Genomic DNA, 22,092 nt, shown 5'->3' with positions numbered 1-22,092 from the left:
GGCGCGTTACGCCGTACGTTCGCTGCCTTACTTCTTCTTGGCGGCGGTCTTCTTGGCGGTGGTCTTGCGCGCGGTGGTCTTGCGGGCCGGGGCCTTGGTGGCGGCGGCCTTCTTGGCGGGCGCGGTCTTCTTCGCGGCAGCCGTCTTCTTGACCGCGGCGGCCTTCTTCGCCGGGGTCGCCTTCTTCGCGGCGGCCTTGGTGGCGGTCGTCGCCTTCTTGGCCGGCGCCGCCTTCTTCGCGGTCGTCGCCTTCTTGGCGGCGGTGGTCTTCTTCGCGGCCGTGGTCTTCGCCGCGGTCGTCTTCTTGACGGCCGTGGTCTTCTTGACGGCGGCCTTCTTGGCGGTGGCCTTCTTGGCCGCGGCCTTGGTGGTGGCCTTGCCGCCCGAAAGGCTGCCCTTGGGCGCCTTCTTGACGGAGACCTCGCCGCCCTTCGGGAGCTTCTTCGAGCCGCTCACCAGGTCCTTGAAGCCCTGGCCCGCGCGGAAGCGCGGCACCGAGGTCTTCTTGACCCGTACGCGCTCACCCGTCTGCGGGTTGCGGGCGTAGCGGGCGGGACGGTCGACCTTCTCGAACGACCCGAAACCGGTGACCGAGACACGGTCACCGGCGACAACCGCGCGGACGATCGCGTCGAGTACCGCGTCGACCGCGTCTGCGGCCTGCTGACGGCCACCGAGCTTGTCGGCAATCGCTTCAACGAGCTGCGCCTTGTTCACGTCTTCCCCTTCGGAGACATTGGCTGGAATGTGCTCCAGCTTTTTCGCACGTTAGGCAGATATATACCGCAAATCAAACACGAAACGGTCTAATCACCCTTGTGCCGCAACGAACTCGACTCATCACGGAGTTCCGTGCGTGCCGGGCTCTTGGGGGAAACGGCCCTCGTCGAGGTCGTTCATCAGCCGGTCCAGGCGCCTTGCCGCGCCTGAGAGATCGTGCTTCGCCGAGGCCGTGATGGCCAGCAGCTGCCGGGACAGCGCCATCCGTACGCCCTCCGGGACTTGCAGTGCGCGCACTCTTGTGTGCGCTTCCTTCAGTTGGTCGGCGACGAGCCGGTAAAGCTCGAGTTGGCTGTCGCGTTCCATGCACCGATTGTGCCATCTGAGGCGAGTTGTCGCTTCACGGGCCCTCAACAAAGCAACGCGCCCCCTGTCCGAAGACAGGGGGCGCATCATGCCAAACCCTGGGTGAGCAGCGAAAATCCGGGGGCCTTCGCGGTGGCGGAAAGCCGTCCGACACTGGGCCAAACGAGCCGGAATCGGTCTCAGATCCGGGCCGTGGAGGGCTTGTACGAGGGCCTTCCGGCCTCGAATGCGGCGATGTCGGCCTCGTGCCGGAGGGTCAGACCGATGTCGTCCAGCCCCTCCAGGAGTCGCCATCGGGCGTTCTCGTCAAGCTCAAAATCGGCCGTGATGCCCTCGGCCCGCACCTGCCGGGCCACGAGATCCACCGTCACCTCGGCGGTGGGGTCGGCCTCGGTGAGCTTCCAGAGCGCCTCCACGGTCTCCTGCGGCAGAACGACCGTCAGCAGCCCGTTCTTGAGCGAGTTGCCGCGGAAGATGTCGGCGAAGCGGGACGACACGACGGTTTTGAAGCCGTAGTTCTGCAGCGCCCAGACGGCGTGTTCACGGGAGGAGCCGGTGCCGAAGTCGGGGCCGGCGACCAGGACGGTGGCACCCGCCCGCTCGGGGCGGTTGAGGACGAACTCCGGGTCCTTGCGCCAGGCCTCGAAGAGCCCGTCCTCGAAGCCGTCGCGGGTGACCTTCTTCAGCCAGTGCGCGGGGATGATCTGGTCGGTGTCGACGTTGCTGCGGCGCAGCGGGACGGCCCGGCCGGTGTGCGTGGTGAAAGCTTCCATCGGTCTCAGACCTCCACGGTGGTGCGTGCATCGGTGGCGCCGGCGACGTCCGGCAGGTCGGCCGGGGAGGCCAGCCGGCCCAGTACGGCGGTGGCGGCGGCGACCTGCGGGGAGACCAGGTGCGTACGGCCGCCCTTGCCCTGCCTGCCCTCGAAGTTGCGGTTGGACGTCGACGCGGAGCGCTCGCCCGGCGCGAGTTGGTCGGGGTTCATGCCCAGGCACATGGAGCAGCCCGCGTGCCGCCATTCGGCGCCGGCCGCGGTGAACACCTTGTCCAGCCCTTCCTCGACGGCCTGCAGAGCCACCCGGACCGACCCGGGGACCACCAGCATCCGTACGCCGTCGGCGACCTCGCGGCCCTCGACGATGGAGGCCGCGGCGCGCAGGTCCTCGATGCGGCCGTTGGTGCACGAGCCCACGAAGACGGTGTCCACGCTGATGTCGCGCAGCGCCTGACCTGCCGTCAACCCCATGTATTCCAGGGCCTTTTCGGCGGCGAGCCGCTCGGAGGGGTCGGTGTACGAAGCCGGGTCGGGGACCGCCGCGGACAGGGGCGCGCCCTGGCCCGGGTTGGTGCCCCAGGTGACGAACGGGGAGAGCTCGGTGGCGTCGATGACCACCTCGCGGTCGAAGACGGCGTCGTCGTCGGTGCGCAGGGTGCGCCAGTAGGCGACGGCCGCGTCCCAGTCCTCGCCCTTGGGCGCGTGGGGGCGGCCCTCGAGGTAGGCGAAGGTGGTCTCGTCGGGGGCGATCATGCCGGCCCGGGCACCCGCCTCGATGGACATGTTGCAGACGGTCATCCGGGCTTCCATCGAGAGCTTCTCGATGGCGGAGCCGCGGTACTCGATGACGTAGCCCTGGCCGCCTCCGGTGCCGATCCTGGCGATGATCGCCAGGATCAGGTCCTTGGCCGTGACGCCCTCGGGCAGCTCGCCCTCGACCGTGATGGCCATGGTCTTGAAGGGGGACAGCGGCAGCGTCTGGGTAGCCAGCACGTGCTCGACCTGGCTGGTGCCGATGCCGAAGGCCAGCGCGCCGAAGGCGCCGTGGGTGGAGGTGTGGCTGTCGCCGCAGACGACCGTGGTGCCGGGCTGGGTGAGACCCAGCTGCGGTCCCACCACGTGGACGACGCCCTGTTCCACGTCGCCCAGCGGGTGCAGCCGCACGCCGAACTCGGCGCAGTTGCGGCGCAGGGTCTCCAGCTGGGTGCGGGAGACGGGGTCCGCGATGGGCTTGTCGATGTCGAGGGTGGGGGTGTTGTGGTCCTCGGTGGCGATGGTCAGGTCCAGCCGGCGGACCGGACGGCCCGCTTTGCGCAGGCCGTCGAAGGCCTGCGGGCTGGTGACCTCGTGGAGCAGGTGCAGGTCGATGTAGAGGAGGTCGGGCTCGCCTTCGGCGTGCGTGACGACGTGGTCGTCCCAGACCTTCTCCGCGAGTGTCCGTCCCATCGCTGTCTCTCCTGTGAGCTGGGGGCTGTCCGTTCCAGATTGGCGCTTCCCGGGAAAAATTGAACTTGCGTTTCACAGTGTGAGACGCAAGTATCGTTGCATGGACAACTCAGGCGGCGCCTCTAGCGGAGTGGGCGTACTCGACAAGGCGGCTCTGGTACTGAGCGCTCTGGAGTCCGGACCGGCGACCCTCGCCGGGCTGGTCACGGCGACCGGACTGGCGCGTCCGACGGCGCACCGGCTCGCGGTGGCCCTGGAGCACCACCGGATGGTGGCGCGCGACATGCAGGGCCGCTTCATACTCGGCCCCCGGCTCAGCGAGCTGGCCGCGGCGGCGGGCGAGGACAGGCTGCTGGCCACGGCCGGCCCGGTCCTCACGCACCTGCGGGACGTCACGGGCGAGAGCGCGCAGCTCTACCGGCGCCAGGGCGACATGCGCATCTGCGTGGCGGCGGCCGAGCGGCTGTCCGGACTGCGGGACACCGTGCCGGTGGGCTCCACGCTGCCGATGAAGGCCGGCTCGGCGGCCCAGGTCCTCATGGCCTGGGAGGAGCCCGAGCGGCTTCACCGCGGCCTGCAGGGGGCCCGCTTCACGGCGACCGCGCTCTCGGGCGTACGGCGCCGGGGCTGGGCCCAGTCGATCGGCGAGCGCGAGCCGGGCGTGGCGTCGGTCTCGGCGCCGGTGCGGGGGCCGTCGAACCGGGTGGTCGCGGCCGTCTCGGTCTCGGGTCCGATCGAGCGTCTGACCCGTCATCCGGGCCGCATGCACGCCCAGGCGGTCCTGGACGCGGCGATCCGCCTGACGGAGGCCTTGCGCCGCAACGGCTGAGCGGCGCCCGCCCCCTTTGTCCTCAATCGCCGGACGGGCTGGATCTTCCAGCCCGTCTGGGGGCACCTCCCAGCGGTAGCTGGGGGAGTTTGAGGACCGGGGGTCCGGGGGCGGAGCCCCCGGTTACGGGAAGGGGCGGGGTGGGGGAAATCGCTCCGCGTCCCGGGGCCCCGCCACACGTAGGGTGAGCCGGGTCAGCGGCCCCCTGGCCTGGACGTCCAGGGACTCGCTCAGCGACCGTGCCAGCCAGAGCCCGTCCTCCGCCCCCGCCGACTCCCCCGGCGGCCGGAACCCCGCGAACACCGCCCCCTCCCCGACAGCGTCCCCCCGCACCCGCACCAGCTCGTACGCCAGTACCCCCGGCTCCTCCCAGGCCCGCAGCGCCACCCGCGCCACCCTGGCCTCCCCCGCCGCCAGCAGATAGCCCGCGGCCTCACAGACGGCCAGCACGGCCAGGGCCAGCCGCTCACCACTCAGACCTCCCGCCACGGCCCGCTCGCGGGCGAAGCGCCGGACGTCGGCGAGCGAGGCCGTCGGACCCGTCCGGGCGGCACCGGCCGGCGCCGGAGCCCGCGGCAGCCGCACGCCGGCCGCGTACGCCGCGGGGTCGGCGTAGGCGGCGCACGGGATCAGCCGCTCCCCGTCCAGCCGCGCGGGATGCGTGGCGCAGGCCGCCTCGGCCACGTCCGGCGGCACGGTCCTGGTGTCGTACGGGCAGATCATCCACACCGGCAGCCCGGCCAGCAGCACATTCAGCCCGGATTCCATCCGCTTCCACTCGGCGACCTGGCGGGCCGACTTCCCGCCCCACACCGGTTCGGCGATCATCCGCATCCGGCGCCCGGGCCGGGCGCGGTGGTCGTGGTAGCGCAGGAAGGCGGAGACCCGCTCCACGGGCCGCCGGCCGAAGTAGGCGGTCTCCGCCGTGTCCAGCGCGCCGGCCCGCTTCCCCAGGGCGTCGCGGAGCAGGTCGATGTTGGCGGGCGTCGTCGCGGCCAGCACGGGCTCCCCCGCGGCCAGCCCCGCCTCCACGAACGGCACCGCCATCGCCAGGAACTCGGCGTCGGTGCCGTACAGGCAGGCGTGGTGGACGAAACCGGACCCGGCGCCGGCGCAGGTGTCCTCAGCAGGCATGCACGTCCCCCAGCCGGAGCCCTGGCGTACGGTCCCAGCCGACGAGGGTGATGACCTGCCGCAGATGGGGCGGCAGCGCGCTGAGCTCGACCGTGGCGTGCCGGGCGGCACGGGCCCGGGCGAAGGTCATCAGCAGCCGCAGGCCGCCCAGGTCCAGGAACTCCACCTGGGACATCTCCAGGCGGACGTCGCCCCGCACGCCCGCCACGGACCGCAGAGCGTCCCGCAGCCGCCGGTGCGCCCCGGCGTCCACCACGCCCTCGATCCGCAGCCCCTGGGGCCGGTAGGTGCGCACGACGACCAGCTCGGCCGTACGGACGAGGGGGTCCGCCTCGACGCTCCCGGCGTGCACGGACGCGAAGGCGTCCAGGGCGGCGGGCTCGCAGCGGCGGATGTCGTACTGGCAGACGGCCAGCGCCCCGCTGGAGGTGAACTCCTCCGCCAGCAGTGCCTCGTACCGCAGCAGCCGGGCGACCCCGAGGGCGCCGGGCGCGCCGTGCTCGTGCAGGGCCGCGCACAGGTCCCCGGCGACCCGCAGCGCCCGGTAGCCCTCCTCGCGGGAGCGCTCGGCGGCGCTGCGCAGCCTGCGCATCAGGGCGGCGGGCTCCAACTGACCGCACCCCGAGAGAAATTCGGCCAGCCGTACGACCTCCACACGGTCGGCCAGGCCGCCGGGCACGCTCGTGAGCCGGCATTCCTCCCACAGGGCACCGGGGCCGGTCGATTCCTCCGCACCGCTCAGATAGAGGATCTTGTCCTCGGCGTCCAGCCCGCCGAGGACGAAGTCCCGCAGGATGGAGGCCCGCTCCTCGTCGGACCCGAAGAGCAGGCACGCGTGGTCGCCGGGTTGCAGATCACCGACGTGGACCCGGCGGCGCACGCCGTTGGGATGGACCATGCGGGGATTATCCCGCCGGCCCCGAGAGGGGGGAAGGAGGCATGAAAAAATGCCCTCCGCCGAAGCGAAAGGCATTCTTTCTTCTGTACCCCCGACCGGATTCGAACCGGCGCTACCGCCTTGAGAGGGCGGCGTGCTAGGCCGCTACACAACGGGGGCTAGCTTTGCTGCTTGCAGAGCGAAAATGCTCTCTGCGCTGGGATACCAGGACTCGAACCTAGACTAAGGGAACCAGAAACCCTCGTGCTGCCAATTACACCATATCCCATGGTGAAACCAGTACCCCCGACCGGATTCGAACCGGCGCTACCGCCTTGAGAGGGCGGCGTGCTAGGCCGCTACACAACGGGGGCCCTAGCGATTCCCTTTCAGGGCGGACCCTGTTTGGAAATCAGTACCCCCGACCGGATTCGAACCGGCGCTACCGCCTTGAGAGGGCGGCGTGCTAGGCCGCTACACAACGGGGGCTCGCACTACGCTTTGCGCTTTCGCGCTGTTTGCTTCGCTAGTTTATCAAGAGAATTCGAAGCCATTTTCTCTTGCTGGGGTACCAGGACTCGAACCTAGACTAAGGGAACCAGAAACCCTCGTGCTGCCAATTACACCATACCCCACCGTAACTTCACCCCCCGTAAGGGGGTTTGTCCGGCTTGCGCCTCCCGCTCCGGCCTCTCGGCCCTCTCGGGCGGCGCAGGAAGAACATTACCCGAAGGTGGACTGGGGTCCAAAATCGATAGACCCTTCGCGCAAGCGCGAGGGGCCCGGCAGCCTGCGGCAGGCTGCCGGGCCCCTCGGGGCGCATGACAGTGGTCTCAGCCCGTGAGCTTGGCCAGGGCGGCGTCCACGCGGGCCAGGGTGCGGTCACGGCCGAGCACTTCGAGGGACTCGAAGAGCGGGAGGCCGACGGTGCGGCCGGTGACGGCCACCCGGACCGGGGCCTGGGCCTTGCCGAGCTTGAGGCCGTGCTCCTCGCCCGCGGCGACGACGGCGGCCTTGAGGGCGTCGGCGTTCCACTCGGCCTCGGCCAGCTTGGCGCGGGCCGTGCGCAGCAGGGCGTCCGAACCCTCCTTCATGGCCTTGGCCCAGGACGCCTCGTCCTCGACGGGCTCGTCCAGGAAGAGGAAGTCGACGTTGGCGGTGATGTCGGAGAGGACCGTCACCCGGGTCTGGGCGTGCGGGGCGATCTCCTCCCACGCGGCCTGGTCGAACTTCTCGGGCGCCCAGTTGGCGTGCGGGGCCTTCAGCCAGGGCGCGCAGGCCTCGGCGAACGCCTTCGGCTCCAGCCGGCGGATGTGGTCGGCGTTGATCGCCTCGCACTTCTTGAGGTCGAAGCGGGCCGGGTTGGCGTTGACGTCCTTGACGTCGAACGCGGCGACCATCTCGTCCATCGTGAAGATGTCCTGGTCGGCCGAGAGGGACCAGCCGAGCAGGGAGAGGTAGTTGAGCAGGCCGTCGCGCAGGAAGCCGCGCTCCCGGTAGAGGTTCAGGGAGGACTGCGGGTCGCGCTTGGAGAGCTTCTTGTTGCCCTCGCCCATCACGTACGGCAGGTGGCCGAAGGCCGGGGTGCTGCCGTTGCCGACGCCGATCTCCGCGAGCGCCCGGTAGAGGGCGACCTGGCGCGGGGTGGAGGAGAGCAGGTCCTCGCCGCGCAGGACGTGGGTGATCTCCATCAGCGCGTCGTCGACGGGGTTGACGAGCGTGTAGAGGGGGGCGCCGTTGGCGCGGACGATGCCGTAGTCGGGCACGTTCTCCGGCGTGAAGGTCAGCTCGCCGCGGACCAGGTCGGTGAAGGTGATGGCCTCGTCGGGCATCCGGAAGCGGACGATCGGCTTGCGGTCCTCGCGCTCGTACTGCGCCTTCTGCTCGGCACTCACCTCGCGGCACTTGCCGTCGTAGCCCGAGGGGCGGCCGGCCGCGCGGGCGGCCTCGCGGCGCTCGTCGAGCTCCTCGGTGGTGCAGTAGCAGTAGTACGCGTGACCGGCGTCGAGCAGCTTGGCGGCGACGTCCTTGTAGAGGTCCATGCGCTGCGACTGGCGGTACGGCGCGTGGGGGCCGCCCACCTCGGGGCCCTCGTCCCAGTCGAGGCCCAGCCAGCGCATGGCGTCCAGCAGCTGCTGGTACGACTCCTCCGAGTCGCGGGCCGCGTCGGTGTCCTCGATGCGGAAGACCAGGGTGCCGCCGTGGTGGCGGGCGAACGCCCAGTTGAAGAGGGCGGTGCGGACCAGACCCACGTGGGGGTTGCCGGTCGGCGAGGGACAGAAACGTACGCGGACGTTCGCGTTAGCCACGCTTGATCACCTTGTTGGTGAGAGTGCCGATGCCTTCGATGGTGACGGCGACCTCGTCGCCGACGTTGAGCGGTCCGACGCCGGCCGGGGTGCCGGTGAGGACGACGTCGCCGGGGAGCAGCGTCATCGCCTCGGTGATGTGGACGATCAGGTCCTCGATGGAGCGCACCATGTCGCTCGTGCGGCCCAGCTGGCGCTGTTCGCCGTTCACGGTGCACATGATGCCGAGGTCGCCGGGGTCGAGCTCGGTCTCGACCCAGGGGCCGAGGGGGCAGGAGGTGTCGAAGCCCTTGGCCCGGGCCCACTGCTTCTCGCGCTGCTGGACGTCGCGCGCGGTGACGTCGTTGGCGCAGGTGTAGCCGAGGATGACGTCCTTGACGCGCTCGCGCGGGACCTCACGGCACATGCGGCCGATGACGACGGCGAGCTCGGCCTCGTGGTGGAGCTCGCTGGAGAAGGAGGGGTAGGCGATCGGGTCGCCGGGGCCGATGACGGCCGTGGAGGGCTTGAAGAAGGTGACGGGCACCTCGGGGACCTCGTTGCCCAGCTCCGCGGCGTGTTCGGCGTAGTTGCGGCCGATGGCGACGACCTTGTTGGGCAGCACGGGCGGCAGCAGCCGCACCTTGCTCAGCGGGATCTTCTGCCCCGAGCGCTCGAATTCCGCGAAGGGGTGCCCCTTGATGATGTCGAGGACGGGACCGCCCTCGGTCGAGGCGTCCCCCTCTACGACGCCGAAGGCGACGTTTCCGTCGATGGAGAACCTGGCGATGCGCACGGGAAGCTCGCGCCCCTTGTCTGATTGGCCGGAGTCTGACCGTCTCAGGCTATCGCGGGGGGCGCGCGCGACCCGTGCGCGTCGGGCCTAGGCCTGGGGCGTCTGCGGCTGCGGCGCGACCATGAGGACGGTGCGGCGCGGGTTGGCGGTGGCCGTCGGCAGCTCCATGGAGTGCTGCGGGCGCTCGGCGACGGCGAAGAGGCCGGTCGTCTCGACGGCCTCGAGGTGCGCGAGCGTGGTGCGGCGCGGGTTGGCGGTCTTACGGGACGGCGTCGACGGGTTCGCAGTCTTCACTGGGGGGCCTCGCGTTGTCGGTTCTTGGCGTTTTCGCCGCTGTGTAAAGGACCAGGCTAGGCGCGCCCTTCCCCATCCGCATGCTGGACAAGTCCCGGCTTTACTGTGAGTTTGCTCACGACGCAACCGAAATATGCGGCATAACGGGCGGCCATTTCGCCTCCGCGAAACGGACATTGCAGGGCTGAATTAGACGTTCCGCTCCTGATCATGAGGACTGGGACACGCCGAGACCCCTGATGCGAACCATGTGACTCATAGCCATAAGTCCGACATAGTGCACCCAATCTTCTACCGTGCGTCACGGATCCCCTCACCCAGCGTCACGGCCATCAGGGCTACCCCCACCGGCCTTGTTGGGAGATCCGGCACTGTGCTGGAATTCCGGGGACCGCCAGGGGGGCCACCGCGGTCCCCCCACGACTCGACACCGTCCTCCCGCTCACCCGGGGGGGCGCCTGGTCCAGAGGTTGCGACGCTAGTGCAGGGACGTTTCAAGAGGGATGGCAGCGCTGCGGCGGAGCCGGAGCCGCGCGGTGCGACCGACCGCGGCACGACCGTCGGCGCGCCCGCCGAGGCAACGAACGGCAGCGAGCCTGCCGAACAGCCCAAGGCGAAGACGAAGGGCCCCAGTGGGCCGGGCTCACGAATAGCCCTGCGCAACTGGCGAATCAGTACCCGACTGGTCTCCCTGCTCGCTCTCCCCGTCGTCGCCGCGACGACCCTGGGTGGCCTGCGTATCCAGACCTCGCTTCAGAACGTCGACCAGCTCGACCACATGAAGCTGCTCACGGAGATGACGACCAAGGCGACCCAGCTCGCCGACGCCCTCCAGGAGGAGCGCGACAAGTCCGCGGGCCCGATCGTCGCGAACAACGCCAAGGACGACCAGGTCATCGCCCCCCGGGTCAAGACCGACCAGCGGATCCAGGCCTTCCGCGACACCACCAAGAAGGCCAAGGCGAACGACTCGACGCTCATCGGTGTGCAGACGACCCTCGTCGACATCACCAGGCAGCTCGACAAGATCAAGACCGTCCGGGAGAAGGCGTTCACCGACCGCGAGTACCTCTCGCAGACGGTCAGCAACTACAACGCGCTCATCACCTCGCTGCTGTCCCTGTCCCAGGACATGGCCCAGGCCACCAGCAACAGCGAGATGATCACCTCGACCCGTGCGCTGGCGACGTTCTCCTCCGCGAAGGAGTACGCCTCCATCCAGCGTGCGGTCATCAGCGCCGCGCTCGCCAACCCCAAGGGCCCGAGCCTGAGCGCGAACGACCACCAGTACGGCAAGACGGCGCTGGAGAACGAGGAAGAGGCCCTGCGCCGCTTCACCGCCATCCGGGCCGGCGACTCCGCCGACCTGCTCAAGGCGGTCAACGGTGGCGACACCAACGTCACCTCCGCGAACACCTTCGCCGAGCGGGCCTTCGGCAACACCGACGCGTTCAAGAACGAGAAGACCTCGTACCGCGACTGGTACGACATGGACAGCGTCAAGCTCGAAGAGATGGCCAAGATCGAGCTGACCCTGCTCTCGCAGATGGAGCAGAAGGCCCAGGAGCTGCGTGAGGACGCCCAGCAGGAAGCCATCCTCAACGGTGCCCTGATCGTCCTCGTCCTCGGCATCTCGCTCGTCGGCGCCTTCGTCGTGGCCCGGTCCATGGTGCGGTCGCTGCGGCGACTGCAGGACACCGCCCAGAAGGTCGCCCAGGAGCGCCTGCCCGAGCTCGTCAAGCAGCTCTCCGAGACCGACCCGCAGGACGTCGACACCACCGTCGAGTCGGTCGGTGTGCACAGCCGGGACGAGATCGGCAAGGTGGCCGCGGCCTTCGACGAGGTGCACCACGAGGCCGTCCGTCTCGCCGCCGAGCAGGCCCTTCTGCGAGGCAACGTCAACGCGATGTTCACCAACCTCTCGCGCCGCAGCCAGGGCCTCATCCAGCGTCAGCTCTCGCTCATCTCCGAGCTGGAGAGCCGCGAGGCCGACCCGGACCAGCTCTCCTCGCTCTTCCGGCTCGACCACCTCGCGACCCGTATGCGCCGTAACGGCGAAAACCTCCTCGTCCTCGCGGGTGAAGAGCCCGGCCGCCGGTGGACCCGGCCCGTCCCGCTCGTCGACGTCCTGCGTGCCGCCGCCTCCGAGGTGGAGCAGTACGAGCGCATCGAGCTCAGCGGTGTGCCGCCGACCGAGGTCGCCGGCCGCGTGGTCAACGACCTCGTCCACCTCCTCGCCGAGCTGCTGGAGAACGCGACCTCGTTCTCCTCCCCGCAGACCAAGGTCAAGGTCACCGGTCACGCGCTGCCCGACGGGCGGGTGCTGGTCGAGATCCACGACACCGGCATCGGCCTCTCGCCCGACGACCTCGCGGCGATCAACGAGCGGCTCGCCAGCCCGCCGACCGTGGACGTCTCGGTCTCGCGACGCATGGGTCTGTTCGTGGTCGGCCGCCTGTCCCTGCGACACGGCATCCGCATCCAGCTGCGCCCGTCCGACTCGGGCGGTACGACCGCGCTCGTCATGCTGCCGGTCGACGTGGCCCAGGGCCACAAGAAGCCGGCCCCGGGCGCGGGCGGCCCCGGTGCGCCCGCCGGCAACGCCGGTGCCCCCGGCAACGCCGGTCAGCCGCGCCGTCAGGTGCCGGGCAACGCCCCGCGCGCCGCGCTGGCGCCGCGCTCCGGCGCGCCGGAGGGCGGTCTGCCGCAGCGCGGCGGCCAGGGCTCCGGCCCGTCCGGCGGTGCCGCGGCGGGCAGCCTCTTCGACACCACCCCGCGCGGTGGCAAGGGCGGCGCCCCGGGTCTGCCGACCCGTGGCAACGGCGGCCCCGGCACGGTGCCGCCCGCCGGTGGCGCCGGCCGTCCGCAGCTCCCCGCCCGCGGCGCGGGCTCCGGCCCGGCCGCGCCGAGCTGGGGCAACGACGCGCCCGCCGGCGGCGGTCCGGGCCGCAAGGGCCCGCAGCCGCAGGCTCCGGTCGACGACTGGCCGCTGTCCTCGGACGGTTCGGCTCGCGGCGCTCAGGAGACCCCGCGGGGCCACGAGGACCACAACGACGGCCGGTCCGGCCGGTTCGCCAAGCCCACGCCGGGCGGCGGTCCGGGCGACACCGCCCAGTTCGCGCCGATCACCGACGCCACCGAGCCGCCGTCCTCGGGCACGGGCCAGTTCGCCCGCCCGAAGCCGGCCGGCCGGCAGAGCGGCCCCGCCGACACCGGCCGGTTCGCCCGGCCCGCCGACGCGGCCCCGGCCGCCGGCCCCGGCGACACCGGCCAGTTCCCGGCTGCCCCCGCCACGAGCGAACCGCGCGCCGGCGACACCGGCCAGTTCGAGCTGCCCGGCGGCCCGAGCACCACCGGCCAGTTCGCCGCGCCCGCGCCGAGCGAGCCGCAGAACAGCACCACCGGCCGCTTCGAGCTGCCCGGCGGTCCGCAGTCCACCGGCCAGTTCGCGCAGCCGCAGTTCGGCGACGACCGCAACGGCGGCGACACCGGTCAGTTCGCGCGGCCCGAGCCGCAGGGCACCCCCCTGCCGGACGCGGGCGCCGGAGACGGCCGTACGCCGCTGTTCGACGACCTCGAGTCGCACTGGTTCCGCGGCGAGGCCCCGGCCGGCGTGCCGGAGCAGCCGGCGGACACCGCCCGGCCGCCCCAGCGCCGTGCCCCGATCGCCAAGCGCGCCCCGCAGGAGGCCCCGCAGGGTCCCGGTGCGGCGCAGGGCGGTCCGCAGGCGGCGCAGAGCGGTCCGCAGGAGCCCTGGCGGGACTCCCCCAACGACGAGCGCTGGCGCCGGGCCGAGCAGGTCCGCGAGCCGGCGGCGGGCGGCAAGACGCCGTCCGGGCTGCCGCGGCGGGTGCCGCGCGCCAACCTCGTCGAGGGAACCGCCGAGACCCAGTCCCTTCCGACCGGTCCGCAGGTCTCGCGTGCGCCCGACGACGTACGCGGCCGGCTGACCAATCTCCGCCGGGGCATCCAGCAGGGACGTCAGGCCGGCAACGGTTCGACCACCGGCAGTCACAATGTTGGCCCCACTTATCAGCAGGAGCGTTAGTTGAGTCCGATGAGCCAGGCGGCGCAGAATCTGAACTGGTTGATCACCAACTTCGTGGGCAACACCCCCGGGGTGTCCCACACCGTGGTGGTCTCCGCCGACGGGCTCCTTCTGGCGATGTCCGAAGGGTTCCCGCGGGACCGTGCCGACCAGCTGGCGGCGGTGGCCTCCGGGCTGACCTCGCTGACGGCCGGCGCCTCCCGCATCTTCGAGGGGGGCGCGGTCAACCAGACCGTGGTGGAGATGGAGCGGGGGTTCCTCTTCATCATGTCCGTCTCCGACGGATCCTCCCTGGCCGTGCTGGCGCACCCCGAGTGCGACATCGGCCTCGTGGGCTACGAGATGGCCCTCCTGGTCGACCGCGCGGGCAATGTGCTGACGCCCGAGCTGCGGTCCGAGCTCCAGGGCAGCCTGCTGAACTGACCACCGCACACCGCAAATCCCGTCCGACCGTACGGCCGAAAACCCCCCACCGGCCCCCGCTCGACGGCATTATTGCCTTCCTGCTGTCCCGTCCGGAGGATTCATGACCCCGCCCGCCTCGCCCGGCCCGTACGGCGCACACCATGCGTCGTACGGGGAAGAAGGCGCCGACCAGCCGCTGGTCCGCCCCTATGCCATGACGGGGGGCCGCACCCGGCCGCGCTACCAGCTCGCCATCGAGGCGCTGGTCAGCTCCACGGCCGACCCGGCCCACCTCGGGGGCCTGCTCCCCGAGCACCAGCGGATCTGCCACCTGTGCCGGGAGGTCAAGTCGGTCGCGGAGGTCTCCGCGCTCCTGAACATGCCTCTGGGCGTGGCCCGGATCCTGGTCGCCGACCTGGCGGAGGCCGGCATGGTGGCGATCCACCAGCCGGGCGGCAGCGGCGAGGCCGGCGGTACGCCGGATGTGACACTGCTCGAAAGGGTGCTCAGTGGACTTCGGAAGCTCTAGCGGGGGCGTCGGCCGTTCCACCACGTCCGCGAAGATCGTGGTGGCGGGCGGCTTCGGCGTCGGCAAGACCACATTCGTGGGCGCGGTCTCGGAGATCAGTCCGCTGCGCACCGAGGCGGTCATGACGTCCGCCTCGGCGGGCATCGACGACCTGAGCCACGTCCAGGACAAGACCACGACGACCGTGGCGATGGATTTCGGCCGCATCACCCTCGATGACGACCTCATCCTGTACCTGTTCGGCACCCCCGGACAGGACCGCTTCTGGTTCATGTGGGACGACCTGGTGCGCGGTGCCATCGGCGCCGTCGTCCTCGTCGACACCCGGCGGCTGGCGGACTGCTTCCCGGCGGTCGACTACTTCGAGAACAGCGGCCTGCCCTTCGTCATCGCCCTCAACGGCTTCGACGGACACCAGCCGTACAGCCCCGAGGAGGTCCGTGAGGCCCTCCAGATCGGCCCCGACGCGCCGATCATCACGACCGACGCACGCCACCGCAACGAGGCGAAGAGCGCGCTCATCACGCTCGTCGAACACGCCCTCATGGCACGGCTGAAATAGTGTTGTTCGCCGAAATTTGTGACGGTGCGTAAGTTGTGGCATTGACCACGACGCCCTTCAAAGTTCATAACATTTCGACAGAGAATTGGCCGGACGCGACCACTGGGCGCGTCCGGCCGATTGCACTCTGCACACATGTGGCCCGCCATTTGACGCGGCTCGGCCTTAATGCCCGTTTTATGTCGGGCAAATCGCGGCCTTCACGGGCTCTGTCCGTTGTTTGGAATGCGCCTGTCCGACGTGCTGGAATTCCCGGACTGAGCAGTCACGGCTCAGCAGATAAACGGCACAGCACAGGTGCCGACGCCGAGAGGTTGTTGGTCGAGTGAGGCGAAGAAAGACGGGCGCCGCGCAGCAGGCGCGGGACGAGCGGGGTGCCTTCACCCCGCCGTCGCGCACAGCGGTGCCTCCTTCCGATATGCCCGAACCCCCCGCCACCCCCGAAGGCAGCGGCGGCAGATTCTCGCCCCGCAACTGGCGTGTGCCGGTCCGGCTGAACGCGATTCTGCTGATCCCGGTGATCATCGCCCTGGTCTTCGGCGGCCTCAAGGTCAAGGTGTCGGCGGACGACTGGCTCGAGGCACGGGACGCGGCGAACACCGCCCGCGTCGTCCAGGCCGCGGCCACGTACGCCCACGCCGTCATCGACGAGCGTGACCTGACCGCCAAGCCGCTGCTCGAGGGCAACACCGACGACCCGGTCATCAAGAAGACCCGGGCCGCCACCGACATCGCCCGCGCGACGTTCGACAAGCGCGTCAAGGACATGCCGGACACCCCGAGCCTCCAGCGCCGGCTCAAGGCGGTCCGTGCCGCCGAGCCGATGCTGCCCGCCCTGCGCAAGGGCGCCTACACCGACGCGTTCGAGGGTGCGAAGACCGAGGACGGCTACGGCGCCATCCAGCGCCCGCTCATGGCCTTCACCAACGAGCTGGGCCTGGGCACCGGCAACGTCACCTCCTACGGCCGTGCCGTCTACGCCATCTCGCTCGCCAAGGCGGCCGAGTCGCTGCAGCGCTCGATCGGCACCCACCTGCTGATCAAGCCGGGCACGGCCACGGACCGCCAGACGCTGCTGACCTCCTTCTCCTCGTACAACTTCCTCGAGTACATCGCCCTCAGCGAGTTCGAGTCCGGTGGTACGGACGAGGACCTCAAGCGCCTGAAGACGGCGCTGGCCACCGAGGCGCAGGTCGACGAGCAGAACAAGATGGCCCTGGCCATCATGTCCGGCGCCACCGCCGCGCAGCTGAAGGCCAAGGGCGTCACCGCCGACTCCTGGCAGACCACCTCGTCGGGGAAGTTCAGCGCCTACCGCACCGTCGAGGAGCACCTCGCCGACCACGCCGTGGAAGAGGCCGAGACGGTCTCCTCGGACTCCGCGCGGGACGCGATCGTCAACTCCTCGATCATGGTCGTCGCGCTGCTGATCGCCTTCCTCGTGGCCGGCCGCATCGCCCGCTCGATGAGCCGGAACATGCTCCGTCTGCGTGGCGCGGCCTTCGACATCGCCGAGCAGCGCCTGCCGGCGCTGGTCGACCAGCTCTCGCGGACCGACCCGGGCCGGGTGAACACCCATGTGGAGCCCATCCCGATCACGACCAAGGACGAGATCGGCGAGGTCGCCCGCGCCTTCGACCAGGTCCACCGCGAGGCCGTGCGGCTCGCCGCCGAGCAGGCGGGTCTGCGGGGCAACGTCAACGCGATCTTCACCAACCTCTCGCGCCGCAACCAGGCACTGATCGAGGGCCAGCTGACCCTCATCACCGACCTGGAGAACAACGAGGCCGACCCGGACCAGCTGGAGAACCTCTTCCGCCTGGACCACCTGGCCACCCGTATGCGCCGCAACGGCGAGAACCTCCTCATCCTCGCGGGCGAGGAGCCCGGCCGCCACTGGGATCAGCCGATCCCGCTGGTGGACGTGTTGCGGGCCGCCACCTCCGAGGTGGAGGCGTACGAGCGCATCGAGCTGGCCGGCGTCCCGGAGGCCGAGATCCACGGCCTGGCCGTGACCGACCTCGTGCACCTGCTGGCCGAGCTGCTGGAGAACGCCACCACGTTCTCCTCCCCGCACACCAAGGTCCGCGTCACCGCGACCCGGCTGCCCGACGGCCGGGTGATGGTCGAGATCCACGACAAGGGCATCGGCCTGACCGCCGAGGACTTCGCGGACATCAACCACAAGCTCGCCAACCCGCCGACCGTGGACGTCTCGATCGCCCAGCGCATGGGCCTGTTCGTGGTCGGCCGCCTGGCGGCGCGACACGGCATCCGCGTCCAGCTGCGCCCCTCGGGCGAGCAGGCCGGCACCACCTCGCTGGTGATGCTGCCGGACGCGATCACGCACGGCGGTGGCGGCGACGACCTCGCCGAGGACGACTTCACCGTCTCCCGCATGGTGCCCGGCCAGCAGCAGCCCGCCATGGGCCACGGCCAGCGCACCGCCGCGGAGCTGGGCTTCGACGACTCGCGCTACGAGCCCGGTCAGGAGGCCGGCACCGGTGCCGCGCTGGACCCGGTCGGCCGCTCCCTGATGCGCAAGGAACGGCGCGCGGCCCTGGAGGCACAGGCCTCCGACCAGCGCCCGCTGTTCCGCGACGAGGTCCCGCAGCAGCAGTTCGAGCAGCCGCACGCCCTGCCGCAGGAGCACATACCCCCGCAGCAGCAGCCCGGCTTCGGCCAGGCGGCCGATCCGCAGCAGCAGTACGCGGAAGCCGGCTACGCGGAATCCTCCTACGAGGACCGGGGTGTTGACGCCCAGGAGTCCTACGGTGACTTCAACGCCCCCGGCTACCAAGGGGAGTGGAGCGAGCCAGGTCCGTACCAGCATGAGTACGGGCAGGGTTACGCAGCGGAACCGGAATCCCAGCCGTCCGCTGACACGGCCCAGCCGGAGCGCGTAGAGTTCGACCGTCCGGGCCCCGCCTCGAGCGGCTCCCCCTCGCTGACCGGGTCCGGTCTGCCGCGCCGCGACAAGCGGTGGCAGCATGCCGATACGGGCGAGGAGGCCACGAGGGACGGCAGCGCGGAACCGGAGCAGTCCCGGCAGGCGGACGTACGGCCCCAGGAGGGCGAGAACTCCGAATGGCGGTCGGCGAACGACGAGCTGTGGCAGCGTGCCGGTCAGCTCAAGGAGCCGAAGGCCGGCGGCGTCACTCCCTCCGGTCTCCCCCGCCGGGTCCCGAAGGCCAATCTGGTCGAGGGCAAGGCGGCGACGGCCGCACAGGACGGCCCCCAGATCTCCCGCGCCCCGGAAGACGTCCGCGGCAGGTTGGCAAACCTCCGTCGCGGCATCCAGCAGGGGCGCAACGCGGGAACGGACACAGGCGAGTTCCCCGTGCATGAGCAGCATCAGCAACACGACCAGGGCTTCGGCCCCGGCGGCACCTACGATCAGGAGCGTTAGTGTGAGCCCGATGAGCCAGGCGGCGCAGAACCTGAACTGGTTGATCACCAGTTTCGTGGACAACACCCCAGGGGTGTCCCACACCGTCGTGGTCTCCGCCGACGGACTCCTTCTGGCGATGTCCGAAGGCTTTCCGCGGGACCGCGCCGACCAGCTGGCGGCGGTGGCCTCCGGCCTGACCTCGCTGACCGCGGGTGCCTCGCGCATCTTCGAGGGCGGCGCGGTCAACCAGACCGTGGTGGAGATGGAGCGCGGCTTCCTCTTCATCATGTCCGTCTCCGACGGATCCTCCCTGGCCGTGCTGGCGCACCCCGAGTGCGACATCGGCCTCGTGGGCTACGAGATGGCCCTCCTGGTCGACCGCGCGGGCAATGTGCTGACGCCCGAACTGCGGTCCGAACTGCAGGGGAGCCTTCTCAACTAACAAAGAGGCAGTGCGTTTCGCGCCACCGCGCCATAAGGTGCGGTGGCGCGACCAGCAGCAGACAGGCAAGTCGGAGGAGGAGACGTGGCAACGCCCCCAGGCGGTTACCCGTATGGCAATGACCAGCAGGCTCAACCCCCGTTGAACCGCTACAACTTCCCCTCCTCGCCAAGCCACCGGGCCATGCCGGAGCAGCAGCGCCCTGCGCAGGTGCCGGCCCAGCCTCAGCAGCAACGGCGCGCGCCGTCGTCCCCCGCGGGCGGCGGCAACACCAAGCACAACCCGCTGGTCCGTCCTTATGCGATGACCGGCGGCCGGACCAGGCCGCGTTACCAGCTCGCCATCGAGGCACTGGTGCACACCACGGCCCAGCCCTCCCAGCTCCAAGGGCAGTTGCCTGAACACCAGCGCATCTGCCATCTGTGCCGCGAGATCAAGTCGGTCGCCGAGATCTCGGCACTGCTTTCCATTCCGCTCGGCGTCGCCCGAATCCTCGTCGCCGACCTGGCGGAGGCCGGACTCGTCGCCATTCATCAGCCCGGCGGCGATGCGTCCGCCGGCGGCCAGCCTGACGTGACACTGCTCGAAAGGGTGCTCAGTGGACTTCGGAACCTCTAGCGGCGAGGCAGCCCGCTCCACCACCTCCGCGAAGATCGTGGTGGCGGGTGGCTTCGGCGTGGGCAAGACCACGTTCGTCGGCGCGGTCTCGGAGATCAACCCGCTGCGCACCGAAGCCGTCATGACCTCCGCCTCGGCGGGCATCGACGACCTCACCCACGCGCCGGACAAGACCACGACGACCGTGGCCATGGACTTCGGCCGCATCACCTTGGACCAGGACCTGATCCTGTACCTGTTCGGTACCCCCGGACAGGACCGCTTCTGGTTCATGTGGGACGACCTGGTGCGCGGCGCCATCGGCGCCGTCGTCCTCGTCGACACCCGACGCCTGGCGGACTGCTTCCCGGCGGTCGACTACTTCGAGAACAGCGGCCTGCCCTTCGTCATCGCCCTCAACGGCTTCGACGGACACCAGCCGTACACGCCGGAGGAGGTCCGTGAGGCCCTCCAGATCGGCCCGGACGCCCCGATCATCACGACGGACGCCCGGCACCGCAACGAAGCGAAGAGCGCCCTCATCACGCTCGTCGAGCACGCCCTCATGGCGCGACTGCGCTAGCAGTCCGGGCGCTCCGGCCGGTACGGATGCGAAAAGGTCCCCGCACTCCTCGGGAGTGCGGGGACCTTTTCGCTGTCCGCTGCCGTGCCGGGGGGCGTCAGCCCTGCCAGCTGTGCGGCGCTCTGAAGCCGGAGCTGCGCTCCAGCCGGCGCCAGACGGCGGTGGTGCGGCGCGGGCGCGGGGCCCGGGCTGCGTGCTGGTTGCCGGCGGCGGCGCGGGCGAGGAGGACGGCGGTCACCGCTGCCAGCTCCTCGGCGTCCGCGGTGCCCTTCTCGACGCGTACGAGCGTGTCGTTCATGCGAGGTCTCCGTTTGCTGAAGTGCGGGACGTGCGTTACTGGGGCGGGTTGCCGTGCTTGCGCGAGGGCAGGTCCGCGTGCTTGGACGCGAGCATCGCCAGCGAGCGGATGAGCACCGACCGGGTCTCGGCCGGGTCGATCACGTCGTCGACCAGTCCGCGCTCCGCGGCGTAGTAGGGGTGCATCAGCTCGGCCTTGTACTCCTTGACCATGCGGGCGCGCATGGCCTCGGGGTCGTCCGCCTCGGCGATCTGCTTGCGGAAGATCACGTTGGCCGCGCCCTCCGCGCCCATGACCGCGATCTCGTTGGTCGGCCAGGCGTAGGTGAGGTCCGCGCCGATCGACTGCGAGTCCATCACGATGTACGCACCGCCGTAGGCCTTGCGAAGGATCACCGAGATCCGGGGCACCGTGGCGTTGCAGTAGGCGTACAGCAGCTTGGCGCCGTGCCGGATGATTCCACCGTGCTCCTGATCGACGCCGGGGAGGAACCCGGGTACGTCCAGAAGAGTGATGATCGGGATGTTGAAGGCATCGCACATCTGGATGAACCGTGCGGCCTTCTCGGAGGCCTCGATGTCCAGGACGCCGGCGAGGGACTGCGGCTGGTTGGCGACGATGCCGACGACCTGGCCGTCCAGGCGGGACAGGGCGCAGATGATGTTGGTGGCCCAGCGCTCGTGGACCTCGAGGTAGTCGCCGTCGTCGACGAGCTCCTCGATGACCTTGCGCATGTCGTACGGCCGGTTGCCGTCGGCGGGCACCAGGTCCAGCAGGGCGTCGCCGGTGCGGTCGGCCGGGTCCTCGGACTCGACGCGGGGCGGGTTCTCGCGGTTGTTCTGCGGCAGCAGGGACAGGAGGTAGCGGACCTCCTCCAGGCAGGTCTCCTCGTCGTCGTACGCGAAGTGGGCCACTCCGGAGGTCTCGGCGTGCACGTCGGCGCCGCCGAGGCCGTTCTGGGTGATCTCCTCGCCCGTCACCGCGCGCACCACGTCGGGGCCGGTGATGAACATCTGCGAGGTCTCGCGGACCATGAAGACGAAGTCGGTGAGGGCCGGGGAGTAGGCCGCGCCGCCCGCGCAGGGGCCGAGCATCACGCTGATCTGCGGGATGACGCCGGAGGCCTTGGTGTTGCGCTGGAAGATGCCGCCGTAACCGGCGAGGGCGGAGACGCCCTCCTGGATACGGGCGCCGGCGCCGTCGTTGAGGGAGACCAGCGGCGCACCCGCCGCGATGGCCTTGTCCATAATCTTGTGGATCTTGGTGGCGTGGGCCTCGCCCAGCGCGCCGCCGAAGATCCGGAAGTCGTGTGCGTAGACGAACACGGTCCGGCCGTGCACGGTCCCCCACCCGGTGATCACACCATCGGTGTAGGGGCGCTTGGCCTCCAGCCCGAAACCGGTGGCGCGGTGCCGCCGCAGCGGCTCCACCTCGGTGAAAGAGCCCTCGTCCAGCAGGAGCTCAATGCGCTCGCGAGCGGTCAGCTTGCCCTTGGCCTTCTGTGCCTGGGTGGCCCGCTCGCTCGGGCCGCGCCGAACCTGCTCGCGGATGGCGTGCAGCTCGGCGACGCGCCCACGGACGTCATTCGCCTCTACGGGCGCACCTTCGAGATTGCTCATGGATAGACGGTACGCGGCGGGGGCGCCGGAACATCATGTCGGTTCCACACAACGTAGTGCGCGATTTCGTGGGCAGGCGGGACAGAACTGCAC

20 protein-coding genes and 5 tRNA genes are annotated in these 22,092 nt (G+C 70.3%); 9 read left to right on the top strand and 16 right to left on the bottom strand.

Features of this window, described 5'->3' with window-relative positions; genetic code table 11:
* Nucleotides 1-27: 27 nt before the first annotated feature.
* The 4 genes from ACIGXW_RS12105 to leuC form a co-directional block, all read right to left on the bottom strand.
* Nucleotides 28-717: an HU family DNA-binding protein gene (locus ACIGXW_RS12105; RefSeq protein ID WP_071961638.1), complete on the bottom strand. Its 690-nt coding sequence runs from the start codon at nt 715-717 to the stop codon at nt 28-30.
* Between the two features lie 123 nt (nt 718-840).
* A complete protein-coding gene (locus ACIGXW_RS12100) occupies nt 841-1,086 on the bottom strand; it encodes a hypothetical protein (RefSeq protein WP_071961637.1) in 246 nt (81 codons plus the stop codon).
* A gap of 179 nt (nt 1,087-1,265) precedes the next feature.
* A complete protein-coding gene (leuD, locus tag ACIGXW_RS12095) occupies nt 1,266-1,859 on the bottom strand; it encodes a 3-isopropylmalate dehydratase small subunit (protein ID WP_071961636.1) in 594 nt (197 codons plus the stop codon).
* 5 nt (nt 1,860-1,864) lie between these two features.
* Nucleotides 1,865-3,307 carry a 3-isopropylmalate dehydratase large subunit gene (leuC, locus tag ACIGXW_RS12090; RefSeq protein WP_399572345.1) on the bottom strand — a complete coding sequence of 481 codons (1,443 nt, stop codon included), beginning with the start codon at nt 3,305-3,307 and terminating at the stop codon, nt 1,865-1,867.
* 100 nt (nt 3,308-3,407) lie between these two features.
* Here leuC and ndgR point away from each other — a divergent pair, with 100 nt between their 5' ends.
* Nucleotides 3,408-4,136, top strand: a complete 729-nt coding sequence (gene ndgR, locus ACIGXW_RS12085) for an IclR family transcriptional regulator NdgR (RefSeq protein ID WP_360917580.1) — start codon at nt 3,408-3,410, stop codon at nt 4,134-4,136.
* 123 nt (nt 4,137-4,259) lie between these two features.
* Here the strand turns inward: ndgR and ACIGXW_RS12080 are convergent, their stop codons facing one another.
* The 10 genes from ACIGXW_RS12080 to ACIGXW_RS12035 all read right to left on the bottom strand — a co-directional run bounded on the left by ACIGXW_RS12080 (nt 4,260) and on the right by ACIGXW_RS12035 (nt 9,525).
* Nucleotides 4,260-5,270, bottom strand: a complete 1,011-nt coding sequence (locus tag ACIGXW_RS12080; protein WP_399572343.1) for an anti-sigma factor RsbA family regulatory protein — start codon at nt 5,268-5,270, stop codon at nt 4,260-4,262.
* Nucleotides 5,260-6,168 carry an MEDS domain-containing protein gene (locus ACIGXW_RS12075; RefSeq protein ID WP_399572341.1) on the bottom strand — a complete coding sequence of 303 codons (909 nt, stop codon included), beginning with the start codon at nt 6,166-6,168 and terminating at the stop codon, nt 5,260-5,262. Before ACIGXW_RS12075 ends, ACIGXW_RS12080 begins: the two co-directional genes overlap by 11 nt.
* Nucleotides 6,169-6,254: 86 nt before the next feature.
* Nucleotides 6,255-6,327 (bottom strand) — tRNA-Glu (locus tag ACIGXW_RS12070).
* Nucleotides 6,328-6,364: 37 nt separating this feature from the next.
* Nucleotides 6,365-6,436, bottom strand: a tRNA-Gln gene (locus ACIGXW_RS12065).
* Nucleotides 6,437-6,448: 12 nt separating this feature from the next.
* A tRNA-Glu gene (locus ACIGXW_RS12060) sits at nt 6,449-6,521 on the bottom strand.
* Between the two features lie 42 nt (nt 6,522-6,563).
* Nucleotides 6,564-6,636, bottom strand: a tRNA-Glu gene (locus ACIGXW_RS12055).
* A 74-nt stretch (nt 6,637-6,710) separates the two neighbouring features.
* Nucleotides 6,711-6,782 (bottom strand) — tRNA-Gln (locus tag ACIGXW_RS12050).
* A gap of 198 nt (nt 6,783-6,980) precedes the next feature.
* Entirely contained in the window at nt 6,981-8,456 is a 1,476-nt protein-coding gene (gene gltX / locus ACIGXW_RS12045) for a glutamate--tRNA ligase (protein ID WP_360916533.1), read from the bottom strand.
* Nucleotides 8,449-9,231: a fumarylacetoacetate hydrolase family protein gene (locus ACIGXW_RS12040; protein ID WP_360916536.1), complete on the bottom strand. Its 783-nt coding sequence runs from the start codon at nt 9,229-9,231 to the stop codon at nt 8,449-8,451. Before ACIGXW_RS12040 ends, gltX begins: the two co-directional genes overlap by 8 nt.
* Before the next feature lie 87 nt (nt 9,232-9,318).
* The gene (locus tag ACIGXW_RS12035; protein WP_071965730.1) at nt 9,319-9,525 is read right to left on the bottom strand and encodes a hypothetical protein; all 207 of its coding nucleotides are present in this window, start codon (nt 9,523-9,525) and stop codon (nt 9,319-9,321) included.
* A gap of 481 nt (nt 9,526-10,006) precedes the next feature.
* Between ACIGXW_RS12035 and ACIGXW_RS12030 the strand changes: the two genes are divergently transcribed.
* The 8 genes from ACIGXW_RS12030 (at nt 10,007) to ACIGXW_RS11995 (ending at nt 20,082) form a co-directional block, all read left to right on the top strand.
* Entirely contained in the window at nt 10,007-13,573 is a 3,567-nt protein-coding gene (locus ACIGXW_RS12030; protein WP_399572339.1) for a nitrate- and nitrite sensing domain-containing protein, read from the top strand.
* Nucleotides 13,574-13,996, top strand: a complete 423-nt coding sequence (locus ACIGXW_RS12025) for a roadblock/LC7 domain-containing protein (protein ID WP_360916542.1) — start codon at nt 13,574-13,576, stop codon at nt 13,994-13,996. It begins immediately after the preceding gene.
* A 103-nt stretch (nt 13,997-14,099) separates the two neighbouring features.
* Nucleotides 14,100-14,507 (top strand): DUF742 domain-containing protein, encoded by a 408-nt coding sequence (locus ACIGXW_RS12020; RefSeq protein WP_360916545.1) that lies wholly within the window; start codon nt 14,100-14,102, stop codon nt 14,505-14,507.
* Nucleotides 14,488-15,069 carry an ATP/GTP-binding protein gene (locus ACIGXW_RS12015; protein WP_360916548.1) on the top strand — a complete coding sequence of 194 codons (582 nt, stop codon included), beginning with the start codon at nt 14,488-14,490 and terminating at the stop codon, nt 15,067-15,069. The genes ACIGXW_RS12020 and ACIGXW_RS12015 overlap by 20 nt, the downstream gene beginning before the upstream one ends.
* Nucleotides 15,070-15,394: 325 nt before the next feature.
* Nucleotides 15,395-18,478: a nitrate- and nitrite sensing domain-containing protein gene (locus ACIGXW_RS12010; RefSeq protein ID WP_399572337.1), complete on the top strand. Its 3,084-nt coding sequence runs from the start codon at nt 15,395-15,397 to the stop codon at nt 18,476-18,478.
* A gap of 10 nt (nt 18,479-18,488) precedes the next feature.
* Nucleotides 18,489-18,902, top strand: coding sequence for a roadblock/LC7 domain-containing protein (locus ACIGXW_RS12005; RefSeq protein WP_078848005.1), 414 nt, complete (start codon nt 18,489-18,491; stop codon nt 18,900-18,902).
* Nucleotides 18,903-18,986: 84 nt separating this feature from the next.
* Nucleotides 18,987-19,520 carry a DUF742 domain-containing protein gene (locus ACIGXW_RS12000; RefSeq protein ID WP_399572335.1) on the top strand — a complete coding sequence of 178 codons (534 nt, stop codon included), beginning with the start codon at nt 18,987-18,989 and terminating at the stop codon, nt 19,518-19,520.
* Nucleotides 19,501-20,082, top strand: coding sequence for an ATP/GTP-binding protein (locus ACIGXW_RS11995; protein ID WP_099201035.1), 582 nt, complete (start codon nt 19,501-19,503; stop codon nt 20,080-20,082). Before ACIGXW_RS12000 ends, ACIGXW_RS11995 begins: the two co-directional genes overlap by 20 nt.
* Nucleotides 20,083-20,179: 97 nt before the next feature.
* Here ACIGXW_RS11995 and ACIGXW_RS11990 read toward each other — a convergent pair whose 3' ends face one another.
* Together ACIGXW_RS11990 and ACIGXW_RS11985 are read right to left on the bottom strand one after the other, a co-directional pair.
* Nucleotides 20,180-20,380, bottom strand: a complete 201-nt coding sequence (locus ACIGXW_RS11990; protein ID WP_071965606.1) for an acyl-CoA carboxylase subunit epsilon — start codon at nt 20,378-20,380, stop codon at nt 20,180-20,182.
* Between the two features lie 35 nt (nt 20,381-20,415).
* On the bottom strand, nt 20,416-21,999 hold the full coding sequence (locus ACIGXW_RS11985) for an acyl-CoA carboxylase subunit beta (protein ID WP_071965607.1): 1,584 nt from the start codon (nt 21,997-21,999) through the stop codon (nt 20,416-20,418).
* Nucleotides 22,000-22,092 lie beyond the last annotated feature (93 nt).

Source organism: Streptomyces sp. NPDC053079 (assembly GCF_044546695.1).
GTDB lineage: Bacteria > Actinomycetota > Actinomycetes > Streptomycetales > Streptomycetaceae > Streptomyces.
The sequence above is the reverse complement of the archived record's forward strand: the minus strand, read 5'-3'. Positions and strand labels throughout refer to the sequence as shown.